Raw genomic sequence first — 20,695 nt, 5'->3', positions numbered from 1 at the left:
CCGGGTCGGATGGGGCGTCGGACCCGGAGGGCACCGTCTCACGGCCGGGGGACAGGGGCCGGACGGGATCTGCCAGCTGGAGCGCGGCCACGAGCCGCGCCAGCTCTGGTGGTCAAAGCAGCATCAGCTGTTCGTTCGCATTGGCGCCAGCAACGAACTGGTCTGTCCGCAACTGCCGCCGCTCGGCGTTGAGGCCGAGCCGCTTGGCGGCGATCTCGAAGCGGCGACCGATCTGCCAGGCATAGGGGCCGGCGCCTTTCATGCGCTTGCCCCATTCGGAATCGTAATCCTTGCCGTCGCGCATCGAGCGTATCAGCGACATCACGTGCCGGTAGCGGTCCGGATAGTGGCGCAGGAGCCAGTCCTTGAAGATCGGCGCCACCTCGAGCGGCAGCCGCAGGATGACATAGCCGGCTTCCCGGGCGCCAGCGGCGCGCGCCGAATCCAGGATGCGCTCCAACTCCGGATCGTTGAGGCCGGGAATGACCGGCGCTACCATGACCGAAGCCGGGATACCGGCGTCGGAAAGCTGCCTGATCGCCTCCAGACGCTTTGTTGGCGTCGATGCGCGCGGCTCCATCGTGCGCGCCAGCATGCGGTCCATCGTCGTCACTGAAAGCGCGACCTTGGCAAGGCCGCGTTCGGCCATGCGCGACAGGATGTCGATGTCGCGCGTCACCAGCGCCGATTTGGTGACGATGCCGACCGGATGCCCACGCGCCTCCAGCACCTCCAGTATTTCGCGCATGATCCGGTACTGCTTCTCGATCGGCTGGTAGGGATCGGTGTTGGTGCCGATGGCGATGGTGCGCGGCTGGTAGCCGGGCTTTGACAATTCCTTGTCCAGCATCCTCGCCGCATCCGGCTTGGCGAACAGCTTCGATTCGAAATCGAGCCCCGGCGACAGGCCCATGAAGGCATGCGTCGGCCTGGCGAAGCAGTAGACGCAGCCATGTTCGCAACCGCGATAGGGATTGATCGAGCGGTCGAAGGAAATGTCGGGCGACTCGTTGCGGGTGATGATGGTGCGAGGCTTCTCGACCTGCACCTCGGTCTTGAAAGGCGGCAGCTCCTCGAGCGAGTTCCAGCCGTCGTCGAACACATGCCGGCTGACCGGCTCGAACCGGCCGGACGGGTTGATGCCGGCCGAGCGGCCGCGATTGCGGTCCGGCCGCACGCGCATGCCGCTCTGTTCCATCATCGCATTCGCCATCTCGGCCCTTCCTGCTCCGAAGGCTGCAATGTCGGCGCGCACGATCTGTTCCATTTTCGCCCTCTCCCAGGGACTGTCGGCAGGCTGTCGAATCGCTCTGTTCATGAAACTATTCCTATTTTGCCGATGAGAACAAATCAAGAACTTTCTCGACCGCAATGCACAACTGGCGTAGTGCCGGGCTTTCCGCTATTCGGCTAAGGATGCTCAGCGTTCTGATCGAAACCAGGAACGACGAAGAAGGCCTTGCGCGCACGCTCGCCTCGCTGGTCGGCGGCGCGGTCGAGGGCGTCGTGCGCGACGTCATCGTCTGCGACGCGGGTTCCACCGACCAGACGCATCGCGTCGCCGAGCATGCCGGCTGCCACTATGTCACCAGCGGCATCGCTGCCTGCATCGCCCAGGCCAAGGGCGATTGGTTGCTGTTTCTCGAGCCTGGCGCGCGGCTGGCAGAGGGATGGACCGACGAGGTCGTGGCCCACACGGCGAGACAGACCATGCCGGCGCGTTTTTCCCCCGCGCGTGGCAATCGTGCTCCGTTCCTGTCCAGGGTTTTTTCGAGTAGCCGAGCGCTGGCCGAGGGCCTTGTCGTCAACAAGCGACAGGCCGCGGCGCTCGCCAAGGGCGCAAGCAGCGCCGAAGCCCTGGCGCGTGGCTTGGCGACCAGAAAGCTGGACGCTGAAATCTGGGTGGCGCCGCGGAAATGAAGCGTCACGCCGCTCCCAGGACCCGGTAAATTTCCCGGCATCGCTCCATTGTGCGTTGCACAAAATCTGGCGTTGGATTAGCTTTCCCTAAGGCGGGACAATCGGGATTGGGTGATGCCGGAGCGTCAGGCGGCTGACGCTTCGTTGCGAGCTGTACGCACGAGGACCCAATGAATCTTGCTGCTCCAGATAATTCCGGCGCTGCCAGCCTGGAGGCCATTGCCCGCAACGGGAGCCTGCTCAGGCGCATAGCCGTGCGCATTCCAACCTATATGACGGACCTGCGCGAGAACCCGGCATGGCTGCCGATGTTCATGCTGGCCCGCACCATGCCGGGGCGCCGCATGCACTGGCTGGGCGCTAGGCGCGCCCGTCCGCTCGAGAACGCGGAGGAAACGATGTTCGCCAGCGCCGACCGGGGCAGGGCCGTCCAGGCGCTCCGCTCGGAAGGCCTGTTCTCCGGCCTCATGCTGCCGCGGGCGATCCATGAGGAGATCGCAGCATTCGCCAATCGCACGCCGTGTTTCGGCAATTTCGATCGCCGCCTCGAATTCATGCCGCAGGAGCATGCCGAGGCCGAAAGGCGCTTCGGCCGCTCGCTGCTCAGCGGGCATTACTTCGAACGCATCCTCGATTGCCCCGCGGCCCTTGCCATCCAGAAGGACCCGCTGCTTCTCGACATCGCCCAACACTATCTCGGCGGCCAGGCCAAGCTGATCACCACGCGCGTCTGGTGGAGCTTCCCCACCGGCAAGGCCTCCGACGCCGATAAGAACCTCGCCTCGCTCGGCAAATACCATTTCGACCTCGACGACTGGCGCATGCTGAAGTTCTTCTTCTACCTGGTCCCGGTCGATGCCGGCACCGGACCGCATGTCTATGTCCGGGGCAGCCACAGGCGCCGCGCGCTCAAGCATCAGTTGACGCTGCTGGTCGGCCATTCGGCCGAGGAGGTGCTTGGCGTCTACGGCCCGCAGAGCCCGGTGACGCTGACCGGCGAGGCGGGCCTCGGCTTCGTCGAGGATCCGTTCGGCTTCCACATGGGCACCGTGCCGGCGCACACGCCGCGCCTGATGATGGAGGTCGGCTTCGGCGTTTCGAAGCCGTCGCGCCGTCGCTTCCACGGCGAACCGGTCATCCGCTGAGGCTCGGGCGTTCAGGCACCACGGACTTCGACCGGCATCCAGGCGCTCCGTCGCCTGGCCAGACGCTGCTCGCGGCTTTCGGCGTCATAGCTCACGACGATCGGCTCGTGGGAGAACCGCTCGCGATCGTGGAGCGCGTTGACGATGACGATCGCCCTGGCCTCGGCGCCATCTCCGGCGATCGCGGCGACGTAGACGCCGCATTCCCGGCATATCAGGTAGCCCGCGGTGCGAAGACCGAAGCGGTAGGTCTGCACACGCTCCCTGTCTTCGACCGAGACGACCAGCCTCCCGTTCGGATCGGCGGCGGCCCGCGAGCCATGCCGGGTGCAGAACGAGCACTGGCAGGCTCGGATTTCGATCTCGGCAGGATCGAGAGCGGTAGAGAAGCTCAGGCGGATATTGCCGCAATGGCATCCGCCGCTGTGGACGGTCATCGCATGTCCTTTGTCGCGAGAGGGCGGATCCGCCATGCGCACGCAGGATAGTTTGCCGCCGCCAGCTTCGGAATGGCGCTTCGAAGGCGAGCGGGTCGCTCTGACTTGCGAATGCGATGCTGTTTCGCGGCTTCGCCTCGGTTTATGCGCCCGCTGCCCCGCCGCGCCGCAAATGCTCGTCCAGGCGCGGCATGATCTCGACGAAGTTGCACGGCATGTGCCGGTAATCGAGTTGTGCCTTGATGATGCCGTCCCAGGCATCCTTGCAGGCGCCGGGCGAGCCGGGCAGCACAAAGACGAAGGTGGCATTGACGACGCCGCCGGTAGCCCGGCTCTGGATCGTCGAGGTGCCGATCTTGTCGTAGGAAATGCGGTGGAACACTTCGGAAAAACCGTCCATGCGCTTTTCGAAGATCGGCTCCAGCGCCTCCGGCGTCACGTCGCGACCGGTAAAACCGGTGCCGCCCGTGGTGATGACGACATCGACGGCTTCATCCCTTGACCAGCCGAGCACTTTTTCGCGGATCTTGTCCTTGTCGTCGGTGACGATGTCGCGTGCGGCCAATATGTGACCCGCCTCGACGATGCGGTCAGCCAGCGTCTGGCCCGATTTGTCTTCGGCGAGGCTGCGCGTGTCGGAAACGGTCAACACCGCGACGCGCACCGGGATGAAGGAGCGGCTTTCGTCGATCCTCGCCATCTCAACCTGCCTCCATGCTGCGTGTCGCGGCGACGAACCAGTCCGGATGGCGGCCACGAATCTCGATCGCCGCGCGCTTGGCGACGTTGCCGGTCTCGAACAGGCCGAAACAGGTGGCGCCGGAGCCCGACATGCGGGCGAAACCGGCGCCCGCCTTGTTCAGCGCCTTGATCGCCTCGCCGACGGCGGGCTGGATCGAACGGCTGGCTTCATCGAGATCGTTGCGTGTCGTCTCCAGCCAGTTGCGGACGCCGTGGAAGTCGAGCCGCTTCGGCAGCGCCGGCAGCGCCTCGCTGTCGCGCCTGGTAAGCGCCTTGAACACGTCCGGCGTGGAAACCGTGACACCCGGATTGACCAGCACCAGCGCCAGCGCCGGGAAATCGGCCAGCGGTGACAATTCATCGCCGATGCCGCGCGCAATCAGCGGCTTCGCCTTAAGGCACATCGGCAAGTCGGCGCCGAGCGAAAGGCCGATCCGCGCCAGCCCGGCTTGATCGACATCGAGGTTCCAGAGACGCGCAAGACCATTGAGCGCCGCCGCCGCGTCGCTCGAGCCGCCGCCTACGCCCGAGGCGATCGGCAGGTTCTTCTCCAGCCGGATGGCGACGGGCGGCGTCTGCCTCGCGCCGGCTTGCCTGCGCAAGGCGTCACGCGCCTTCACCACCAGATTGTCGCCATCGGTAGGCAACCCGGCTGCATAGCGGCCGGCGATGTGGAACTCGTCGCGTTCGGCGGGCTCGATCTCAAGCCGGTCGCCGAAGCGGGTGAACACGGCAAGGCTGTCCAGCAGGTGATAACCGTCGTCGCGCCGGCCGGTGACATGCAGCGCCAGGTTGATCTTGGCAGGCGCGAGCCACGTCCGGGCGGCAGCCTCGGGCTCCAGAATGTCGGCTGTTGGCGAAATGGTGTTCAGTCCTTGGCCAGACGGTATTCGCCGGTCTTGGGATCCTTGACCAGCGTTCCCATCGTGCCGTTAGCCGTCTGTTTCTCGGTGCGCCGGATCTTGGCGGTCACGCGTTCTGCCTCGCGCACGAAAGCGCGATATCCGAAATAGGCGGCGGCGCCGACGACTGCGAAGAAAATGATCTGCGGCATCTCGAAACTCCTCCCGCTTTTGCGCGGCAAGGCCGGCCGTACGGGTCGGTCAGGCTGTCATGGTAGACGCTTTCAGCGCTTTTTCAAAGCCCGAACCGAGCCCACAATGCGCGCTCTTCCGCCGCATCGATGACGCCGCTGGCGGCGGCCGCGGCGATATCGGGCGCTGAAAGGCGCGAGCCGAACAGGCCGAAGCGGCCGAAAAACCCGCGCGGCGCGGTGATCAGCCTGAGCTGGGTCTTGGCGCCGAAGCGCGTCTTCAGCACGCCGCGCATGTCGCCAAGCGCGTCGACCAGGCCGAGCTCCAGGCCTTTCTTGGCGGTCCAGAACAGACCCGTGAACAGGTCGGGGTCGTCCTTCAGCCGCGCGCCGCGCCGCTCCTTGACGAGATCGATGAAGGTCTCGTGCACTTCGAGCTGCAAAGCCTTCAGCCGCTCGACATCTTCCTTCTTCTCCGGCTTGAACGGGTCGAGCACGGCCTTGTTCTGGCCGGCGGTATGGACGCGGCGTTCGACGCCGATTTTCTTCATCAGCTCCGGAAAGCCGAACGAGGCCGAAACCACGCCGATCGAGCCGACGATCGAGGAGGGGTCGGCGAAGATCTCGTCGCCGGCGACCGCGATCATGTAGCCGCCTGAGGCCGCGACGTCCTCGACGAAGACCAGGACCTTCTTGTTCTTTTCGGCGGCGAGATCGCGGATGCGCTTGAAGATCAGCCGCGATTGCACGGGCGAGCCGCCCGGCGAGTTGATCGAGATGGCAACGGCGGGCGCGTCGAACAGGAACGCCTTTTCGATGAGGCCGGCGGTGGAGGCAAGCGACAGGCTCGGCCGGAACTGGCCGCCGCCGGCCATGATGGTGCCGTGCAGCCGGATGACCGGAATGGTGACGACGCTCGAGCGCCAGGATTTCGGCAGCAGGCGGTTGAAGAGGCGTTTCACGAAAGATTGTCTCCGGTCGGTCTGCGACAACAAGATGACACGTCGTCTTGCTCCCGGCATGTAGGAATTCACCGGCCAACGGCAATGCCGAGCCGCCGGCCGGTGCTGCGGTCAATCGCCAAACAGCGATGCCAGCCCGTTGCTGATCATCTCGGTCCGGTCCGTCGGCTCGTTGCCCGTCGGACCATGCAAGGTGAGCGGAGGCCGGATCGAGAGCTTGCCGCGCGCGCCCAGCACCGCCCTGACGACGATCCGGATCGCCGCCGCGTCGGGGCGCGGGTGGACGCAAAGCATTTCCGTGTCGCCGAACCGGCCCTCGATGGCATCGAGAATGGCGACGAGCTGTTCGGGGCGGGCAATCACGGCAAGTCCGCCGCGCGGCCTGACGACGGCGGCCGCACTTCTGATCCAGTGTTCGAAGAGCCCGTCCTCGGTGACATGGGCCTGCTTGCGCAGAATATCCGGCGTGGCGCGGTCCTCCGCCGCGTTGAAGGGCGGGTTCATGATGACGAAGTCGAAGCCGTTATCGGCTAGCCCGGCCTCGCCGCGCGCCCGCCCGGACAGCGTGACGTCGGCCGTCAGCACCGAGGCGCGGGCGGCGAGATGCGCATTTCCCGGATGGGCGATCGTGGCGGCGGCGAAGTCTGCCATTTCGGAAGAGCGTTCGACCAGAACCGCGCGCGCATCCGGACAACGCGACAGCACGGCAAGCGCTGCGGCGCCTGCGCCCGCGCCGAAGTCGGCGAACCGTCCGGCAAAGCCGGAGGGCACCGCCGCCGCCAGCATCATGGCGTCCATGCCGGCGCGATGGCCATGCCTCGGCTGGACCAGCCAGAAGCGCCCGCGATGGAAGGCATCGACCGTATGAGCCGGCGTGTCAGGGGCGAGGGCGGTCGGTGCTAACATTACTTCCGGCGGATCTCGTTCTCGATGCCGGCATCCTTCAGGATGCGGCGCGCTGCATCGGCCCTGTCGGCCTCGACCATCACGCGCTTCTGCAAAAGGCCGATCGACCCTTCGAGCACGCTCATGTTCTGGTCGGCCACGAAAAAGACGATGCCGGCGTCTCGCATCAGCGATTCGACGAAGGAGATGACGACGGGGTCGTTGGTGCGCACAAGCTCGATCATGGAATGAAAATCGCAGGTTGCCGCGTTGATGTAAACGTGCAGGCAAGCTCGCGCCAGGCCAGCCGCGCCAATTCGCCTCTTGCCGTATCCGTGGATGCCGCCATAGAGTCCGGCCGGGACTAGGGTGCCGTCGTGCGCATGGAATAGACGGGAGTGATCGTGGTGGGTGTCGTTCTGAACATCGAGGGCAAGCGGGAATCCGCTTCCATCAAGGATCTCATCGATCTGACCGCTGCCGATATGGGGCGCGTGAACGAGTTGATCCTCTCGAAGGCCGGCTCGGATGTCGAGATGATCCCCGAGATCGCCAACCACCTGATCTCGTCCGGAGGCAAGCGCCTGCGCCCGATGCTCACGCTCGCCGCCGCGCAGATGTTCGGCTATGCGGGCGAGGGCCATGTCAAGCTCGCCACGGCCGTCGAGTTCATGCACACCGCGACGCTGCTCCACGACGACGTCGTCGACGAGAGCGCGCTGCGCCGGGGCAAGAAGACGGCGCGCATGATCTGGGGCAACCAGGCGAGCGTGCTGGTCGGCGATTTCCTGCTCGGCCAGGCTTTTCGCATGATGGTCGAGGTCGGCTCGCTGGAGGCTCTCGACATCCTGTCGGCGGCGGCCTCCATCATCGCCGAGGGCGAGGTGATGCAGCTTGCCGCCGCCAAGAACCTCGAAACCACCGAGGACGAGCATTTCGCCGTTATCAAGGCCAAGACCGCGGCGCTGTTCTCTGCTGCCGCCGAGGTCGGTCCCGTGATTGCGCAGGCCTCGCGCACCGATCGCGCGGCATTGCGCTCCTATGGCATGAATCTCGGTCTTGCCTTCCAGCTCATCGACGACGCGCTGGACTATGGCGGCACCAGCAAGGACCTCGGCAAGAATGTCGGCGACGATTTCCGCGAGGGCAAGGTGACGCTGCCCGTGATCCTCGCCTACCGGCGTGGCACCAAGGCCGAGCGCACCTTCTGGAAACGCGCCATCGAGGACAACGTCACCGACGATGCCGGGCTCGAAAAGGCCATCGGCCTGATGATCCGCCATGGCGCCATCGCCGACACGATCGGCCGCGCCCGCCATTTCGGCGAGATTGCCCGCGACGCGCTGGCGCCGCTTGAAGCCACCCGACAGAAATCCGCGCTCATCGACGTCATCGATTTCTGCATCAGCCGCGTGAATTGAGCCATTCGGGGATCCGGCCCTGTCCGATCCGATCGGGTGTGAATCCCGTTCCAGCCGTCTCGACAAACGGCTGCGGCTCAAATTATCTATAAAATATGGGCAACACTGAGGACACCATTGCCGTCCGCATCAGCAAGGAGCTGGCGGACCGTATCATTTCAGGCGCCATCGAGCCCGGATCCCGGCTGCGCCAGGACCATGTCGCCGAGGAGTTCAACACCAGCCACGTCCCGGTGCGCGAGGCATTTCGCCGTCTTGAGGCGCAGGGACTGGCGATCAGCGAGCCGCGCCGCGGCGTGCGTGTCGCGGCGTTCGACCTTGGCGAGGTCCGGGAAGTGGCCGAGATGCGGGCCGCGCTCGAGGTTCTGGCGCTGCGCCATGCCGCGCCGCACCTGACGGCGGCCATCCTCGATCAGGCGGAGGAGGCGACCAAGGCCGGCGACAAGTCGCGCGACGTCCGCTCGTGGGAAGAGGCCAACCGCGCGTTCCACCGGCTGATCCTCATGCCTTGCCGCATGCCGCGCCTGCTCTCCACCATCGACGACCTGCATGCGGCCAGCGCCCGCTTCCTGTTCGCGGCCTGGCGATCGGAATGGGAAACCCGGACCGACCAGGATCACAGGGCGATATTGAGCGCGCTGCGCCAGGGCAACACCGAATCGGCCGCCGCCACGCTCGGCCGCCATGTGCAATGGATCGGCCAGAAGCCGGTCCGGACGGCTTCCGGCAAGACTCGCGACGCCTTCGCCATCGTCGGGTGATCTTGGTTCGACCTCCACGTGGTCGTCATTCCAGGATCTGCGCGCGTCGCTGCGCTCCTTGCTCCGCCCTAGAATGACGAAGTCCGTTGCCCGTTTTAGCTCAGCGCTTGCTATTCCCGCGAAAATATGGATTCGATAATAGATCGAATAGAGAAATTATCTATAATTTAGGGAAACCCTTATGACCAACGCCACCGTTTCGACCCGCAAGCCTTCCTTCGATCCGTTTGGGCTCCAGAGCCGCTCGCTTGCCTGGAAGGCAGGCGCGGTCGTCCTCGGGTCGGTCTTCCTGGCGCTGTCTTCCTACATCGAGGTGCCGATGATCCCGGTGCCGGTGACCATGCAGACCTTCGCCGTGACGCTGGTCGGGGCTCTCTATGGCTGGCGGTTCGGCGCGCTCACCATTGCGGCCTGGCTGGTCGAGGGCGCTGTGGGCTTTCCGGTGTTGGCAGGCGGCGCCGCCGGCATTCAGCATTTCGTCGGCCCGACCGGCGGCTATCTCTTCTCGTTTCCGGTCGTGGGCGCCGTCGTCGGCTGGCTTGTCGCGCGCGGCTGGAATGGCGATCGGGTGATCCTTGCCTTCGCGGCCATGCTCATCGGCAACCTGCTCTGCCTGGTGCTGGGCACTGCCTGGCTCGCCGTCATGATCGGCGCCGAAAAGGCCATCGCCTTCGGCTTCCTGCCGTTCATAGTCGGCGGTTTGCTCAAGTCGGCGCTGGGCGCCGCGACGCTGAAGCTGTTTTCGGGTCGCACGATAATCGGATGACTGTCAGGCTTCGCGCCCATCATCTGTTTTGCCTGCTGACCTATGTCGGCAGAGGCTACACTCCGGCCTTCACCGCCAACTATGACAAGGTGGTGGAGCGCCTGGCTGCGGGTGAGGGGGTCCTGATCGTCTCGGGTCCGGACGATATCTGCGCCCCGCTGCTCGACGACCTCGATCCGCATTGCTTGGGAGAAAGCGCCAGCGAGCGCGATAGACTCGCCGCGCGCGACGTCGGCGATCTTCTCGGCCACCCGATCCTGGTCGGCGCGAGGGTCGCGTTGGACGCTTCGACGTTGGCGCAAATGCGTAAGGCGTTTTCCTCCGGGAAGACGCGCGCGGCCTGTCCCGGATGCGAGTGGTTCGACCTGTGCGGCACAGTGGCGGCGGGCAGGTTTCGCGGCGCGCGCCTCTAAGGCGGTCCAGAAAGAGCGCGACGGGCGCGGCATATTTCCCTTGTCCGCTATCGTTTGTTAAGCGGGATGATCGGATTGTGATTCGCACCGGATTGTAGGCTGACCGCAAAAAGGCCATGCTTTACCCGGAAAACTTCGAGTCTATGGGCGGTCCGCCGAGGGGCATGACCGTGTCTGGCTGAAAGGGATAAGATGCGGCAAGGACGTTCCCGCTGGCTGATGAGGCTGGCATTTTTGACCGGTGTGGCACTTTCGGTGCTGCCGGCCCAGGCCAAGGAAAATGCCCAGCCGCTCCAGATCACGACCTTTTCGGGCGCCTATCTCGCCGCCCACATCGCCGAGGCGGACAACGATCTCGACGACGCCATTACCTACTACAAGCAGGCGCTGGCCTTCGCTCCCGACGACAAGGATCTGCAGCAGAGCCTGATGCTGGCCCTTGTCGCGCAAGGCCGTTTCGAGGAGTCGCTGGTCTACGCCGACAAGCTCAAGCAAACGCCGGATGTCGAGCGTTTCTCGCGCCTGGCGCTGGCGGTCGATTCTTTCCACAAGAAGGATTTCGCCAAGGCCCAGTACTGGCTGAAGCTCTCGCAGGAATCCGATCTCGACCGGCTACTGTCCGGCGTCATGGACGGCTGGGCCAAGCAGGGCGCTGGCGATGCTTCGGAGGCGATGGCCTCGATCGACAAGCTCAAGGGGCCCGACTGGTTCGGCCTGTTCAAATCGTTCCACCGCGCGCTGATCGCCGATGCTTCCGGCCTCTCCGACAAGGCTGACGAAATCTACGCCGCGACCCTGGCCGATACCGCCGCCGGCGGCTCCGCGCCGGAGACCTGGATGCGCAACGCGCAGGCGTACGCCTCCTTCCTCGCTCGCAAGGGTGACAAGGCAAAGGCGATTTCGGTTCTCGACCAGGCCGAGGCATTCGCGCCGGGCAAGCTGGAAATCACCACGCTGCGCGATAGGATCAGCAAGGGCGACAAGATACCGCCTTTCGTCGCCAAACCCGCCGAAGGCGCCTCGGAAATCCTGCTCGACCTTGCCACCGCGCTCAACCGCGGCGGCGGCGAGCCTTTCGTGCGGCTCTATCTGCAATTCGCGCTGGCGCTGAAGCCGGACAACGACGCGGCGCTCGTGCAGCTTGCCGGTGTCGCGGAGCAGCTGAAGGACGGCGAGACGGCGATTGCGCTCTACCGCCGCATTCCCGATTCCTCGCCGTTGAAGGAGCTGTCGGACCTACAACTCGGCCTCAACCTTGCCGATCTCGACAAGAACGACGAGGCGATCGCCCATCTCAAGGCGTTCCTCGACAAACACCCGGACGATATGCGCGCCTATCTGGCGCTCGGCGGCGTCTATTCCTCCAAGGAGGATTTCCGTTCGGCCGCCAATCTTTACGACAAGGCCGTCGATGTGCTGAAGACGCCGACCGCCGCCAACTGGAATGTCTTCTACCAACGCGGCATCGCCTATGAGCGGCTGAAGGAATGGCCGAAGGCGGAGCCGAATTTCCGCAAGGCGCTCGAACTGCAGCCGGACCAGCCGCAGGTGCTGAACTATCTCGGCTATTCCTGGGTCGACATGAACACCAACCTCAAGGAAGGCCTGGCGATGATCCAGAAGGCCGTGGATCTGCGGCCGAGCGACGGTTACATCGTCGATTCGCTGGGTTGGGCCTATTTCCGCATGGGCCGCTTCGACGACGCCGTACGCGAGATGGAGCGCGCCGTTTCGCTGAAGCCGGAAGATCCGGTCCTCAACGACCATCTGGGCGATGCCTACTGGCGCGTCGGCCGCAAGCTGGAAGCCACTTATCAGTGGGCCCAGGCACGCGACCTGAAGCCCGATCCCGACGTGCTCGCCACCCTGCAGCAGAAACTGCTCAAGGGCCTGCCGCCGATCGAATCCAACACGGCGCAGGAAACTCCGAAGGCAAAGCCGGCTCCGACGCCGGCGCCGAAGGGCTGACGGCCACGCTGCTGTTTTCAAGCGATCCGGCGGGGCCTTTCGGGGCCCCGCTGCTTTTTCAGAACAGCTTCCGGTAGACGACGAAGCCCGAGCGCTCGGCAACCCGGTCATAGAGCTGCATGGCGGTGTGGTTGGTTTCATGCGTCTGCCAGTAGACGCGGTTCGCGCCGGCAGCCCCCGCGCGCTCGTAGACGCCTTCGATCAGAGCCCGGCCGACGCCGTGTCCGCGCGCGGCCTCGGTGGTGAAGAGATCCTGCAGGTAGCAGCTCGGCGCGATAGCCGTCGTCGAGCGGTGGTAGAGATAGTGCACGAGGCCAAGCAGATGCCCGTCGCGTTCGGCCACCAGCGCATGCATCGGCTCATAGGCATCGAAAAAGCGCGACCAGGTCATTTGCGTGATCTCGCGGGCGAGCGCGGTTGCGCCCGAGCGGCCGTAGAACGCGTTGTAGCCGTCCCAGAGCGGCAGCCATTGCTCATAATCCTGCCGGGCGACGGGACGGACGGTGAGTTGACCGGACATGGCTGAACCTGTGTTTGTTGAGGCCGGCGTCAGCAAAATGGCGGGCGGCCGCTGTCGGCAATGGGCCAGCGCCTTGCAAAGCGTTCAACCTCTCATGACGCCGCGCGCTGCCTTGACGCTCGCCGGCCCGGCAACTAGGGAATGCTCCATCCCGCGCTTTCGAGGCCGCCGTGACCATCGACATTCCCGCCCACATGCATCCCAGCCGCTCCTTCCAGGGGCTGATCCTGACCCTGCACAACTACTGGGCCGCCTATGGCTGCGTCATCCTGCAGCCCTACGACATGGAAGTCGGCGCCGGTACTTTCCATCCGGCGACCACCTTGCGCGCGCTCGGTCCGCTGCGCTGGAACGCGGCTTACGTGCAGCCCTCGCGCCGGCCAAAGGACGGCCGCTATGGCGAGAACCCGAACCGGCTGCAGCATTACTACCAGTACCAGGTGATCCTGAAGCCGAACCCGCCGAACCTGCAGGAGCTCTATCTCGGCTCGCTCGAGGCGATCGGCGTCGATCCGCTGCTGCATGATATCCGCTTCGTCGAGGACGACTGGGAAAGCCCGACACTGGGCGCCTGGGGGCTTGGCTGGGAGTGCTGGTGCGACGGCATGGAGGTTTCGCAGTTCACCTATTTCCAGCAGGTCTGCGGCATCGAATGCGCGCCGGTGGCGGGCGAGCTCACCTATGGTCTGGAGCGCCTCGCCATGTATGTGCAGGGCGTCGACAATGTCTACGACCTGAACTTCAACGGCCGCGAGGGCGCCGAGAAGGTCACCTATGGCGATGTCTTCCTGCAGGCCGAGCAGGAATATTCGCGCCACAACTTCGAATTCGCCAACACGGCGATGCTGCTTCGGCATTTCGAGGATGCCGAGGCCGAGTGCAAGGCGCTGCTCAGCGCCGGCGCGCCGGCGTCGAACGACAATCTGGCGATGCACCGCATGGTGTTTCCCGCCTACGACCAGTGCATCAAGGCAAGCCATGTCTTCAACCTGCTCGATGCGCGCGGCGTGATCTCCGTCACCGAGCGCCAGAGCTACATCCTGCGCGTACGCAACCTGGCCAAGGCCTGCGGCGAGGCGTTCCTGAAGACGAAGGCCGGCGGTCTGGCGGCTTAACGCGACACCGCCTTCGCGACGTCGGAGACGGAGATCTGCAAAGCGCTTTGCGTGGTTGCGCTGTCGATCGTGCGCAGCGCCTGCCTGACGCCCGGCATCGCGATCGCGCCATGCGCCTGGGCGGCGAAGCAGGCGCTCAGTGCCAGGATCTGCAGGGTTCTCGATGCCGTTTTCATGGTCGTTCAGCCAAAAGTTCTCCACCTGAGCGTTGGTCGCTTCAGCGCTGCGTTCGGTTCATGGGAATTTCCGCTCAAAGGACGGGTAGCTCCGCCCTGTCCCGACAACAGGCTGCAAATTTACGGAATCACCGATGGCCGAGGCTCAGCTTGCGGGTGACATCGGCCACCCGAGTTGCTATGCCGCCCGGACCATTCGCCCAGCATGAGCTGAACCAATGCCTGACCTACTGCTCGAACTTCGCTCCGAGGAAATCCCCGCGCGCATGCAGCGCAAGGCCGCGGGCGACCTGAGGAAGATGCTGACCGACGGTCTGGTCGAGGCGGGTCTCACCTATGAGGCGGCGCGGGAGTATTGGACGCCGCGGCGCCTGGCGCTCGACATCCGGGGCTTGACGCCGCGCTCGAAGGACATCCGCGAGGAGATCAAGGGCCCTTCGACCACCGCCCCCGAGCAGGCGGTGCAGGGTTTCCTGCGCAAGGCTGGGCTCGCCTCGATCGCCGAGGCGCATGTCCATTCCGATCCGAAGAAGGGCGACTTCTACGTCGCCCATATCTCGAAGCCGGGCAGGGCGGCCGAGGAAATCATCGCCGAGCTGGTGCCCGGCATCATCCGTAGCTTCCCCTGGCCGAAATCGATGCGCTGGGGGCCGGCTTCGGCCAAGCCCGGCTCGCTGCGCTGGGTGCGGCCGCTGCAATCGATCGTCTGCACCTTCGGCCCGGAGACGGAGGAGCCGGTGGTGGTCGATTTCGAGATCGACGGCATCCGTTCAGGCAACATCACCTATGGCCACCGCTTCCATGCGCCGGGTGCGATCACCGTGCGCCGCTTCGACGACTACGTCACCAAGCTGGAGGCGGCCAAGGTTGTCCTCGATGCTGACCGGCGCAAGGAGATCATCCTGGCCGACGCCCGAAACATCGCCTTCGCCAACGGCCTCGACCTCGTCGAGGATGAAGGCCTGCTGGAGGAGGTGTCCGGCCTGGTCGAATGGCCGGTCGTGCTGATGGGCGAATTCGAGCAGGATTTCCTCACCATTCCGGGCGAGGTCATCCGCCTCACCATCCGCGCCAACCAGAAGTGTTTCGTCACCCGGCCGCAGGGCGCGGCCGAGGATCTCTCCAACCGCTTCATCCTGGTCGCCAACATCGAGGCCAAGGATGGCGGCAAGGAGATCGCCTACGGCAACGGCAAGGTGGTGCGGGCGCGCCTGTCCGACGCGCTGTATTTCTGGAAGACCGACCAGGGCGACCTGCCCGACCTCGATCAGCTCCAGGCCTCGGCGGCAAAGTTCGATCTGGACCTGAAGAAGCCGCTCGACCAGCGCATGGCGCGCCTCGACCATCTCAACGTGACCTTCCACGCCAAGCTGGGCACCCAAGGAGCGCGCGTGGAGCGCATCAAGCGGCTCGCTGAAGAGCTGGCTCCGACGGTCGGCGCCGATTCCAGCTTTGTCGCCCGCGCCGCGGTGCTGGCCAAGGCCGACCTGCAGACCGAAGTGGTCGGCGAATTTCCGGAGCTTCAAGGCGCCATGGGCCGCAAATATGCGTTGCTGCAAGGCGAGCATCCGTCCGTGGCGGCAGCCGCGGAAGAGCACTACAAGCCGCAGGGCCCCTCGGATCGCGTGCCCACCGACCCCGTATCGGTTGCCGTCGCGCTGTCCGATAAGCTGGACACGCTTACAGGGTTCTGGGCCATCGATGAGAAGCCAACCGGCTCGAAGGATCCGTTTGCGCTGCGGCGTGCGGCGCTTGGCGTTGTCAGGATCCTGATCGAGAACCGCATTCGTCTGGAGTTGACGTCGGTCTTTGCCAAGGCCTTTGCGAACTTTCCTGGCGGTGCGGGTCAGTCGTCCGACCTTCTCGCCTTCTTCCACGATCGTCTGAAAGTCTACCTCCGCGACCAGGGCGCGCGACACGACCTGATCGATGCCGTGATCACGCCGCAGGCCGACGACCTGCTGCAGATCGTGCGCCGTGTCGAGGCGCTCGGTTCTCTGCTCGACACCGACGAAGGCAAGAACCTGCTTGCCGGCACCAAGCGCGCGGCCAACATCCTGGCCGCCGAGGAGAAGAAGAAAACGCTTGTCGCCGGGACTGTTGAGCCGGCGTTGTTCCGCGAAGAGGCCGAAAGGAAGCTGTTTGCGGCGGTGAATCAGGCTGAGAAGGAAGCCGGCGAAGCGATTCAAAACGAAGATTTTTCCGCCGCCATGCTGGCGCTTAGCGTGCTGCGTGAGCCGGTTGATTCATTCTTTGAAGGCGTTCTCGTCAATGATGAGGACCTTGCCGTGCGCGCAAACCGCCTTGCTTTGCTCGCCCGCATCCGCGCCGCCACCGATCAGGTCGCGGATTTTTCAAAAATCGTCGGCTGACGGTTCGAAAACTGCGCTTTCTGGAATGCCCGCATCGGCTAGGATGTGGGCATTCCTCGACAATTTTGCGTTCGAAAATTAATGCACCGGAGCCGGCTTACAGTCATACGGCGATGACCTCCGCATGGGAGAACTGATGCGTGTCGCCCGGAAGCGCCAGCGCCTCCGGGGCAACGACACGCATCAACCAAAGACTTAAGGCACGGCGCCCTGAATCACTTCAGCGCGACGAGGCCCAAGACGTTCCCTAACCACGGAGGCATGCCATGAATTCCGTTCACGAAATCGAACTGACCGAAGAAACCCCGGCCGCCGTCGAGGGTGCCGAATCCGCTTCTGAAAACGTCCTTGACCATGCCGCCGCCGCGGTTGCCGAAGCCGCCGAGCCGTCTGACCACGACGAGGAAGAAGGCGACGAGGACCACGAAGACGGCGAGCACGACGAAGACGAAGACCACGACGACGAAGACGAAGAAGATGCCGACGAGGAAGCCAAGGCTTCGGGCGACGACGAGGATGAAGACGGCGAGGACGACGAAGACGAGTCCGACGACGAGGACAAGGAAGAAGCGGCCTGAGCCGTTTTCTCGCCGCTTGAGAACGAAGGGCGACGCGGCACGCGTCGCCTTTTTCATGGGTCCATGGGTTCCGGCTTTTGACGACAGGCCGTCTCCCGTCCGCCTGAACGGTGGCCTTGATCAACGGCCTAGCTGGCTTTGCCCTCGGTCCGCCTGATCTAGGCTCCGCATCCGCCTACATCGGCTTGGTGGCCGCGGGCAGTTTCGCCGGCGTCTGGGAAGCCGGTTGCTGTTGCGTCCCGCTCGAAGCGCTGGCCGTCTTGCTGTTGCCATTGGGCGGCATCGATGCTGTACCGTTGGGCGGCGTGGCGGCGGGCGTATTGCCGTTGGCGGGCGTGTTGCCGTTGGCTGGAGCGGTGGCCTTCGCCGTTGCGGGCTTGGCCGGTGCAGCCGGTGTCGCGAAAGCACCGCCGACGACGCCGCCGCGAATGATCATCGGCGTCCGCGCGCGCTCATACTCCGGGTCTTCAGGGATCGCCGCGACCTTCTCGTCCGATGCGGGCTCGCCGAGCGCCACGAAGGACGGTGTTGCCGCGGCCGACAACCTGACAGGCTCGATCGCCGGCAGGTGGATGACCGAGGGTGTCGTGACCGGGATGCCGGGCGCGACGATGGACGAGGCCTGCGCCACGCTCGTCATCACCAGCAAGCCGACGCCGAAAATCCCAGGGATACGCACTGACACCATGGTCGAAACCCCATCCGCGAACGCAGAAACCCAAACCCTAGTGCCGGCGAATTGATGCCGGCTTGCTCGGAAACTTAACATTTTAGGCATTGATAAATCGCCAATGCCCGCACTTGCCCCATTTCGGCAGCCGTATTACGGGACCAGCGTGTTCAGGATTGGTGACCAATTGGCTGAGATAATTGCCGTCGGCGAGGCCATGCAACGGGCGCTGGCGCTGCTCGAAGGCGGCGATGTCGTCGCCATTCCGACCGAGACCGTCTATGGCTTGGCTGGCGATGCCACCAACGGCGTCGCCGTGGCGCGCATCTTCGAGGCCAAGGGCCGCCCGCGCTTCAACCCGTTGATTGCCCATGTCGCCGACCTCGCCATGGCCGATCGCATCGCGCTCTTCGATCCGCTGTCGAGCAGGCTGGCGGCGGCTTTCTGGCCGGGCCCGCTGACGCTGGTGCTGCCACAGCGCGCCGAAAACGGCATCCACCCGCTGGTCACTGCTGGCCTTGGCACGATCGCGCTGCGCATGCCGAGGGGATTCGGTGGCGAATTGATCGCACGGCTCGGCCGCCCGCTCGCGGCCCCCAGCGCCAACTCCTCCGGTAGGATCAGCGCCACCACGGCGCAAGCCGTTGCCGCCGATCTTGGCGGCAGGATCAGGCTGGTGGTCGATGGCGGCGCGACGCCCGTCGGCGTGGAATCGACCATCGTCAAGGTCGAGGACGGCAAGCTGCGGCTTCTGCGGCCCGGCGGCATCGCCGCCGGGGAGATCGAAGCCGTGGCAGGTGCGAAAATGCTGCGCGGCGCCACCGGCATCGAGGCGCCCGGCATGCTCGCCTCCCACTATGCTCCAGGAGCATCGATGCGGCTCAATGCCGAACGGGTTGGCGTTGACGAGGCGCTTCTCGCCTTTGGCCCCAGTCGCGCCGAAGGCTGGCGGCAGGCCGTCGCGCTGAAGAATCTCTCCGAGGTGGGCGATCTGCGCGAGGCGGCCGCCAACCTCTTCTCCTATATGCAGGCGCTCGATCGCAGCGGCGCCGCAAGCATCGCCGTCGAGCCGGTTCCATTCGACGGGCTGGGCGAGGCGATCAACGACCGGCTGGCGCGCGCGGCTGCACCGCGTGACAAGATCGCCTGAGCCTATCTCTTTGTTTTGACGCAGTTCCGGACGGAAAAGCGCTTCACACTTTTCGTGGAATTGCTCTAGTCTCGCCGCCCATGAACGACCAACCCTTCGACCTCGACCCCGCCCTCATTGATCGCTTTGCGGCAATCGTCGGCGACAAATACGCGCTGCGCGACCAGGCCGACATCACACCCTATCTGACCGAACGCCGTGGCCTCTGGCACGGCCGGACATCACTGGTGCTGCGCCCCGGCAGCGTCGAGGAAGTGAGCCGCATCATGCGGCTGGCGACCGAAACCGGAACGCCGGTCGTGCCGCAGAGCGGCAACACCGGGCTGGTCGGCGCCCAAGTGCCGGACAAGTCCGGGCGCGAAATCGTGCTGTCGTTGTCGCGGTTGAACCGCATCCGCGAGATCGACGTGCTTTCCAACACGGTGACGGCGGAGGCCGGCGTCATATTGCAAACGCTGCAGGAGGCGGCCGACGCCGCCGGCCGGCTGTTTCCGCTGTCGCTCGCCGCGCAGGGCTCCTGCCAGATCGGCGGCAACCTCTCCTCGAATGCCGGGGGCACTGGCGTGCTTGCCTATGGCAATGCCCGCGAGCTCTGCCTCGGCGTCGAGGTCGTGCTGCCGACGGGCGAGGTATTCGACGACCTTCGCAAGCTGAAGAAGGACAACACCGGCTACGACCTGAAGAACCTGTTCGTCGGCGCCGAAGGCACGCTTGGCATCATCACCGCCGCGGTGCTGAAGCTCTTCCCCAAGCCGAAGGGCAGGGAAGTGGCGTTTGTCGGTCTGCCATCGTCTCCGAAAGACGCCCTTTCGTTGTTCACCCTGGCCATGGACCGGGCCGGCGCCTCGCTCACCGCTTTCGAGCTGATCGGTAAAAGGCCCTACGACTTCACGCTGCTGCATGGCCAGGGCATCGTGCGACCGCTGGCGGACGACTGGCCATGGTATGTGCTGATGCAGGTTTCCTCGGGCCGTTCCGAAGAGGATGGCAGGGCGCTCATCGAGGAGATACTGGCCGAGGCTCTCGAGCAGGGCATCGTCGGCGACGCGGCGGTCGCGGCCAGCCTTGCCCAGGGCGATGCTTTCTGGAATTTTCGCGAGACGCTGCCCGAGTGCCAGAAGGCCGAAGGCGCCTCGATCAAACACGACATCTCGGTGCCGATCGCATCGATTCCGGAGTTCATAGAAAAGGCGGCCGGCGTGGTGGAAGGGGTTTGCCCCGGCGCGCGCGTGGTCTGTTTCGGCCACATGGGCGACGGCAACCTGCATTACAACATCTCGCGTCCTGTGGACTGGCAGGACCAGGCGTTCCTCGATCTCTACCATCCCATGAACCACGCAGTGCACGATGTCGTGCGCGCCTTCCATGGCTCGATCTCCGCAGAGCATGGCATCGGTCAGTTGAAGCGCGGCGAATTGATCGCCACCGCGCCGCCTATGGCGATCGATCTGATGCGCCGGGTGAAGACGGCCTTCGATCCAGCCGGCATCATGAATCCCGGTAAGGTTATCTGATCCTTCCAACATCTAGTAGTTGGTCGTATTCCGATAACCATCCCTGAGATCAGCAAAATTTAACCGACTTTCTTAAGCGCGACGGTAAGAAGCCAGCGCTAATGTTTCTTCCCATAACGAGGCCGGAAAAACCGGCCCTGAGAGAACC

Annotated in this window: 23 protein-coding genes; 12 read left to right on the top strand and 11 right to left on the bottom strand. The window is 64.7% G+C overall.

Features of this window, described 5'->3' with window-relative positions; genetic code table 11:
• Positions 1 to 112: 112 nt before the first annotated feature.
• Positions 113 to 1,267: a PA0069 family radical SAM protein gene (locus Q0L57_RS03345; RefSeq protein WP_296737845.1), complete on the bottom strand. Its 1,155-nt coding sequence runs from the start codon at positions 1,265 to 1,267 to the stop codon at positions 113 to 115.
• Positions 1,268 to 1,416: 149 nt separating this feature from the next.
• Here Q0L57_RS03345 and Q0L57_RS03340 point away from each other — a divergent pair, with 149 nt between their 5' ends.
• Both Q0L57_RS03340 and Q0L57_RS03335 read left to right on the top strand, forming a co-directional pair.
• Positions 1,417 to 1,920, top strand: coding sequence for a glycosyltransferase (locus Q0L57_RS03340; RefSeq protein ID WP_296737843.1), 504 nt, complete (start codon positions 1,417 to 1,419; stop codon positions 1,918 to 1,920).
• A gap of 170 nt (positions 1,921 to 2,090) precedes the next feature.
• A complete protein-coding gene (locus tag Q0L57_RS03335; RefSeq protein ID WP_296737841.1) occupies positions 2,091 to 3,065 on the top strand; it encodes a hypothetical protein in 975 nt (324 codons plus the stop codon).
• Positions 3,066 to 3,076: 11 nt separating this feature from the next.
• On the opposite strand, the gene Q0L57_RS03330 is transcribed toward Q0L57_RS03335, so the two are convergent.
• The 7 genes from Q0L57_RS03330 to Q0L57_RS03300 all read right to left on the bottom strand — a co-directional run bounded on the left by Q0L57_RS03330 (position 3,077) and on the right by Q0L57_RS03300 (position 7,368).
• A complete protein-coding gene (locus Q0L57_RS03330; RefSeq protein WP_296737839.1) occupies positions 3,077 to 3,502 on the bottom strand; it encodes a hypothetical protein in 426 nt (141 codons plus the stop codon).
• 142 nt (positions 3,503 to 3,644) lie between these two features.
• Positions 3,645 to 4,202: a molybdenum cofactor biosynthesis protein B gene (gene moaB / locus Q0L57_RS03325; RefSeq protein WP_296737837.1), complete on the bottom strand. Its 558-nt coding sequence runs from the start codon at positions 4,200 to 4,202 to the stop codon at positions 3,645 to 3,647.
• 1 nt (position 4,203) lies between these two features.
• The gene (locus Q0L57_RS03320) at positions 4,204 to 5,085 is read right to left on the bottom strand and encodes a 4-(cytidine 5'-diphospho)-2-C-methyl-D-erythritol kinase (RefSeq protein ID WP_296737948.1); all 882 of its coding nucleotides are present in this window, start codon (positions 5,083 to 5,085) and stop codon (positions 4,204 to 4,206) included.
• A 26-nt stretch (positions 5,086 to 5,111) separates the two neighbouring features.
• A complete protein-coding gene (locus Q0L57_RS03315; protein ID WP_042641435.1) occupies positions 5,112 to 5,297 on the bottom strand; it encodes a membrane protein in 186 nt (61 codons plus the stop codon).
• A gap of 83 nt (positions 5,298 to 5,380) precedes the next feature.
• Positions 5,381 to 6,238, bottom strand: a complete 858-nt coding sequence (locus Q0L57_RS03310; protein WP_296737835.1) for a S49 family peptidase — start codon at positions 6,236 to 6,238, stop codon at positions 5,381 to 5,383.
• A 111-nt stretch (positions 6,239 to 6,349) separates the two neighbouring features.
• Positions 6,350 to 7,144 carry a methyltransferase gene (locus Q0L57_RS03305; protein WP_296737834.1) on the bottom strand — a complete coding sequence of 265 codons (795 nt, stop codon included), beginning with the start codon at positions 7,142 to 7,144 and terminating at the stop codon, positions 6,350 to 6,352.
• Positions 7,144 to 7,368 carry a DUF2007 domain-containing protein gene (locus Q0L57_RS03300; RefSeq protein WP_296737832.1) on the bottom strand — a complete coding sequence of 75 codons (225 nt, stop codon included), beginning with the start codon at positions 7,366 to 7,368 and terminating at the stop codon, positions 7,144 to 7,146. Before Q0L57_RS03300 ends, Q0L57_RS03305 begins: the two co-directional genes overlap by 1 nt.
• Before the next feature lie 162 nt (positions 7,369 to 7,530).
• On the opposite strand from Q0L57_RS03300, the gene Q0L57_RS03295 reads away from it, so the two are divergent.
• The 5 genes from Q0L57_RS03295 (at position 7,531) to Q0L57_RS03275 (ending at position 12,452) form a co-directional block, all read left to right on the top strand.
• A complete protein-coding gene (locus Q0L57_RS03295; RefSeq protein WP_296737830.1) occupies positions 7,531 to 8,544 on the top strand; it encodes a polyprenyl synthetase family protein in 1,014 nt (337 codons plus the stop codon).
• 95 nt (positions 8,545 to 8,639) lie between these two features.
• Positions 8,640 to 9,305, top strand: coding sequence for a GntR family transcriptional regulator (locus tag Q0L57_RS03290; protein WP_296737828.1), 666 nt, complete (start codon positions 8,640 to 8,642; stop codon positions 9,303 to 9,305).
• 181 nt (positions 9,306 to 9,486) lie between these two features.
• Entirely contained in the window at positions 9,487 to 10,071 is a 585-nt protein-coding gene (locus tag Q0L57_RS03285) for a biotin transporter BioY (protein ID WP_296737826.1), read from the top strand.
• Positions 10,068 to 10,484 carry a DUF1284 domain-containing protein gene (locus Q0L57_RS03280; RefSeq protein ID WP_296737823.1) on the top strand — a complete coding sequence of 139 codons (417 nt, stop codon included), beginning with the start codon at positions 10,068 to 10,070 and terminating at the stop codon, positions 10,482 to 10,484. Before Q0L57_RS03285 ends, Q0L57_RS03280 begins: the two co-directional genes overlap by 4 nt.
• A gap of 192 nt (positions 10,485 to 10,676) precedes the next feature.
• Positions 10,677 to 12,452 (top strand): tetratricopeptide repeat protein, encoded by a 1,776-nt coding sequence (locus Q0L57_RS03275; protein ID WP_296737822.1) that lies wholly within the window; start codon positions 10,677 to 10,679, stop codon positions 12,450 to 12,452.
• A gap of 58 nt (positions 12,453 to 12,510) precedes the next feature.
• Here Q0L57_RS03275 and Q0L57_RS03270 read toward each other — a convergent pair whose 3' ends face one another.
• Positions 12,511 to 12,972, bottom strand: coding sequence for a GNAT family N-acetyltransferase (locus tag Q0L57_RS03270; RefSeq protein WP_296737820.1), 462 nt, complete (start codon positions 12,970 to 12,972; stop codon positions 12,511 to 12,513).
• Positions 12,973 to 13,142: 170 nt separating this feature from the next.
• On the opposite strand from Q0L57_RS03270, the gene Q0L57_RS03265 reads away from it, so the two are divergent.
• Positions 13,143 to 14,087: a glycine--tRNA ligase subunit alpha gene (locus tag Q0L57_RS03265; protein WP_296737819.1), complete on the top strand. Its 945-nt coding sequence runs from the start codon at positions 13,143 to 13,145 to the stop codon at positions 14,085 to 14,087.
• On the opposite strand, the gene Q0L57_RS03260 is transcribed toward Q0L57_RS03265, so the two are convergent.
• Positions 14,084 to 14,263 (bottom strand): hypothetical protein, encoded by a 180-nt coding sequence (locus Q0L57_RS03260; protein WP_296737817.1) that lies wholly within the window; start codon positions 14,261 to 14,263, stop codon positions 14,084 to 14,086. The two genes, Q0L57_RS03265 and Q0L57_RS03260, sit on opposite strands and share 4 nt — an antisense overlap.
• Before the next feature lie 218 nt (positions 14,264 to 14,481).
• Here Q0L57_RS03260 and glyS point away from each other — a divergent pair, with 218 nt between their 5' ends.
• Both glyS and Q0L57_RS03250 read left to right on the top strand, forming a co-directional pair.
• A complete protein-coding gene (gene glyS, locus Q0L57_RS03255; protein ID WP_296737816.1) occupies positions 14,482 to 16,635 on the top strand; it encodes a glycine--tRNA ligase subunit beta in 2,154 nt (717 codons plus the stop codon).
• Between the two features lie 266 nt (positions 16,636 to 16,901).
• Positions 16,902 to 17,213 carry an ATPase gene (locus Q0L57_RS03250; protein ID WP_296737814.1) on the top strand — a complete coding sequence of 104 codons (312 nt, stop codon included), beginning with the start codon at positions 16,902 to 16,904 and terminating at the stop codon, positions 17,211 to 17,213.
• Positions 17,214 to 17,388: 175 nt separating this feature from the next.
• On the opposite strand, the gene Q0L57_RS03245 is transcribed toward Q0L57_RS03250, so the two are convergent.
• Positions 17,389 to 17,901 carry a hypothetical protein gene (locus Q0L57_RS03245; protein ID WP_296737813.1) on the bottom strand — a complete coding sequence of 171 codons (513 nt, stop codon included), beginning with the start codon at positions 17,899 to 17,901 and terminating at the stop codon, positions 17,389 to 17,391.
• A gap of 169 nt (positions 17,902 to 18,070) precedes the next feature.
• Between Q0L57_RS03245 and Q0L57_RS03240 the strand changes: the two genes are divergently transcribed.
• Together Q0L57_RS03240 and Q0L57_RS03235 are read left to right on the top strand one after the other, a co-directional pair.
• The gene (locus Q0L57_RS03240; protein WP_296737811.1) at positions 18,071 to 19,033 is read left to right on the top strand and encodes an L-threonylcarbamoyladenylate synthase; all 963 of its coding nucleotides are present in this window, start codon (positions 18,071 to 18,073) and stop codon (positions 19,031 to 19,033) included.
• An 80-nt stretch (positions 19,034 to 19,113) separates the two neighbouring features.
• Complete coding sequence (locus Q0L57_RS03235) at positions 19,114 to 20,547, top strand: FAD-binding oxidoreductase (protein WP_296737810.1); 1,434 nt, start codon at positions 19,114 to 19,116, stop codon at positions 20,545 to 20,547.
• The last annotated feature ends 148 nt before the right edge of the window (positions 20,548 to 20,695 follow it).

The sequence above is a fragment of the Mesorhizobium sp. genome, from assembly GCF_024509055.1.
Classification (GTDB): domain Bacteria; phylum Pseudomonadota; class Alphaproteobacteria; order Rhizobiales; family Rhizobiaceae; genus Mesorhizobium.
The sequence above is the reverse complement of the archived record's forward strand: the minus strand, read 5'-3'. Positions and strand labels throughout refer to the sequence as shown.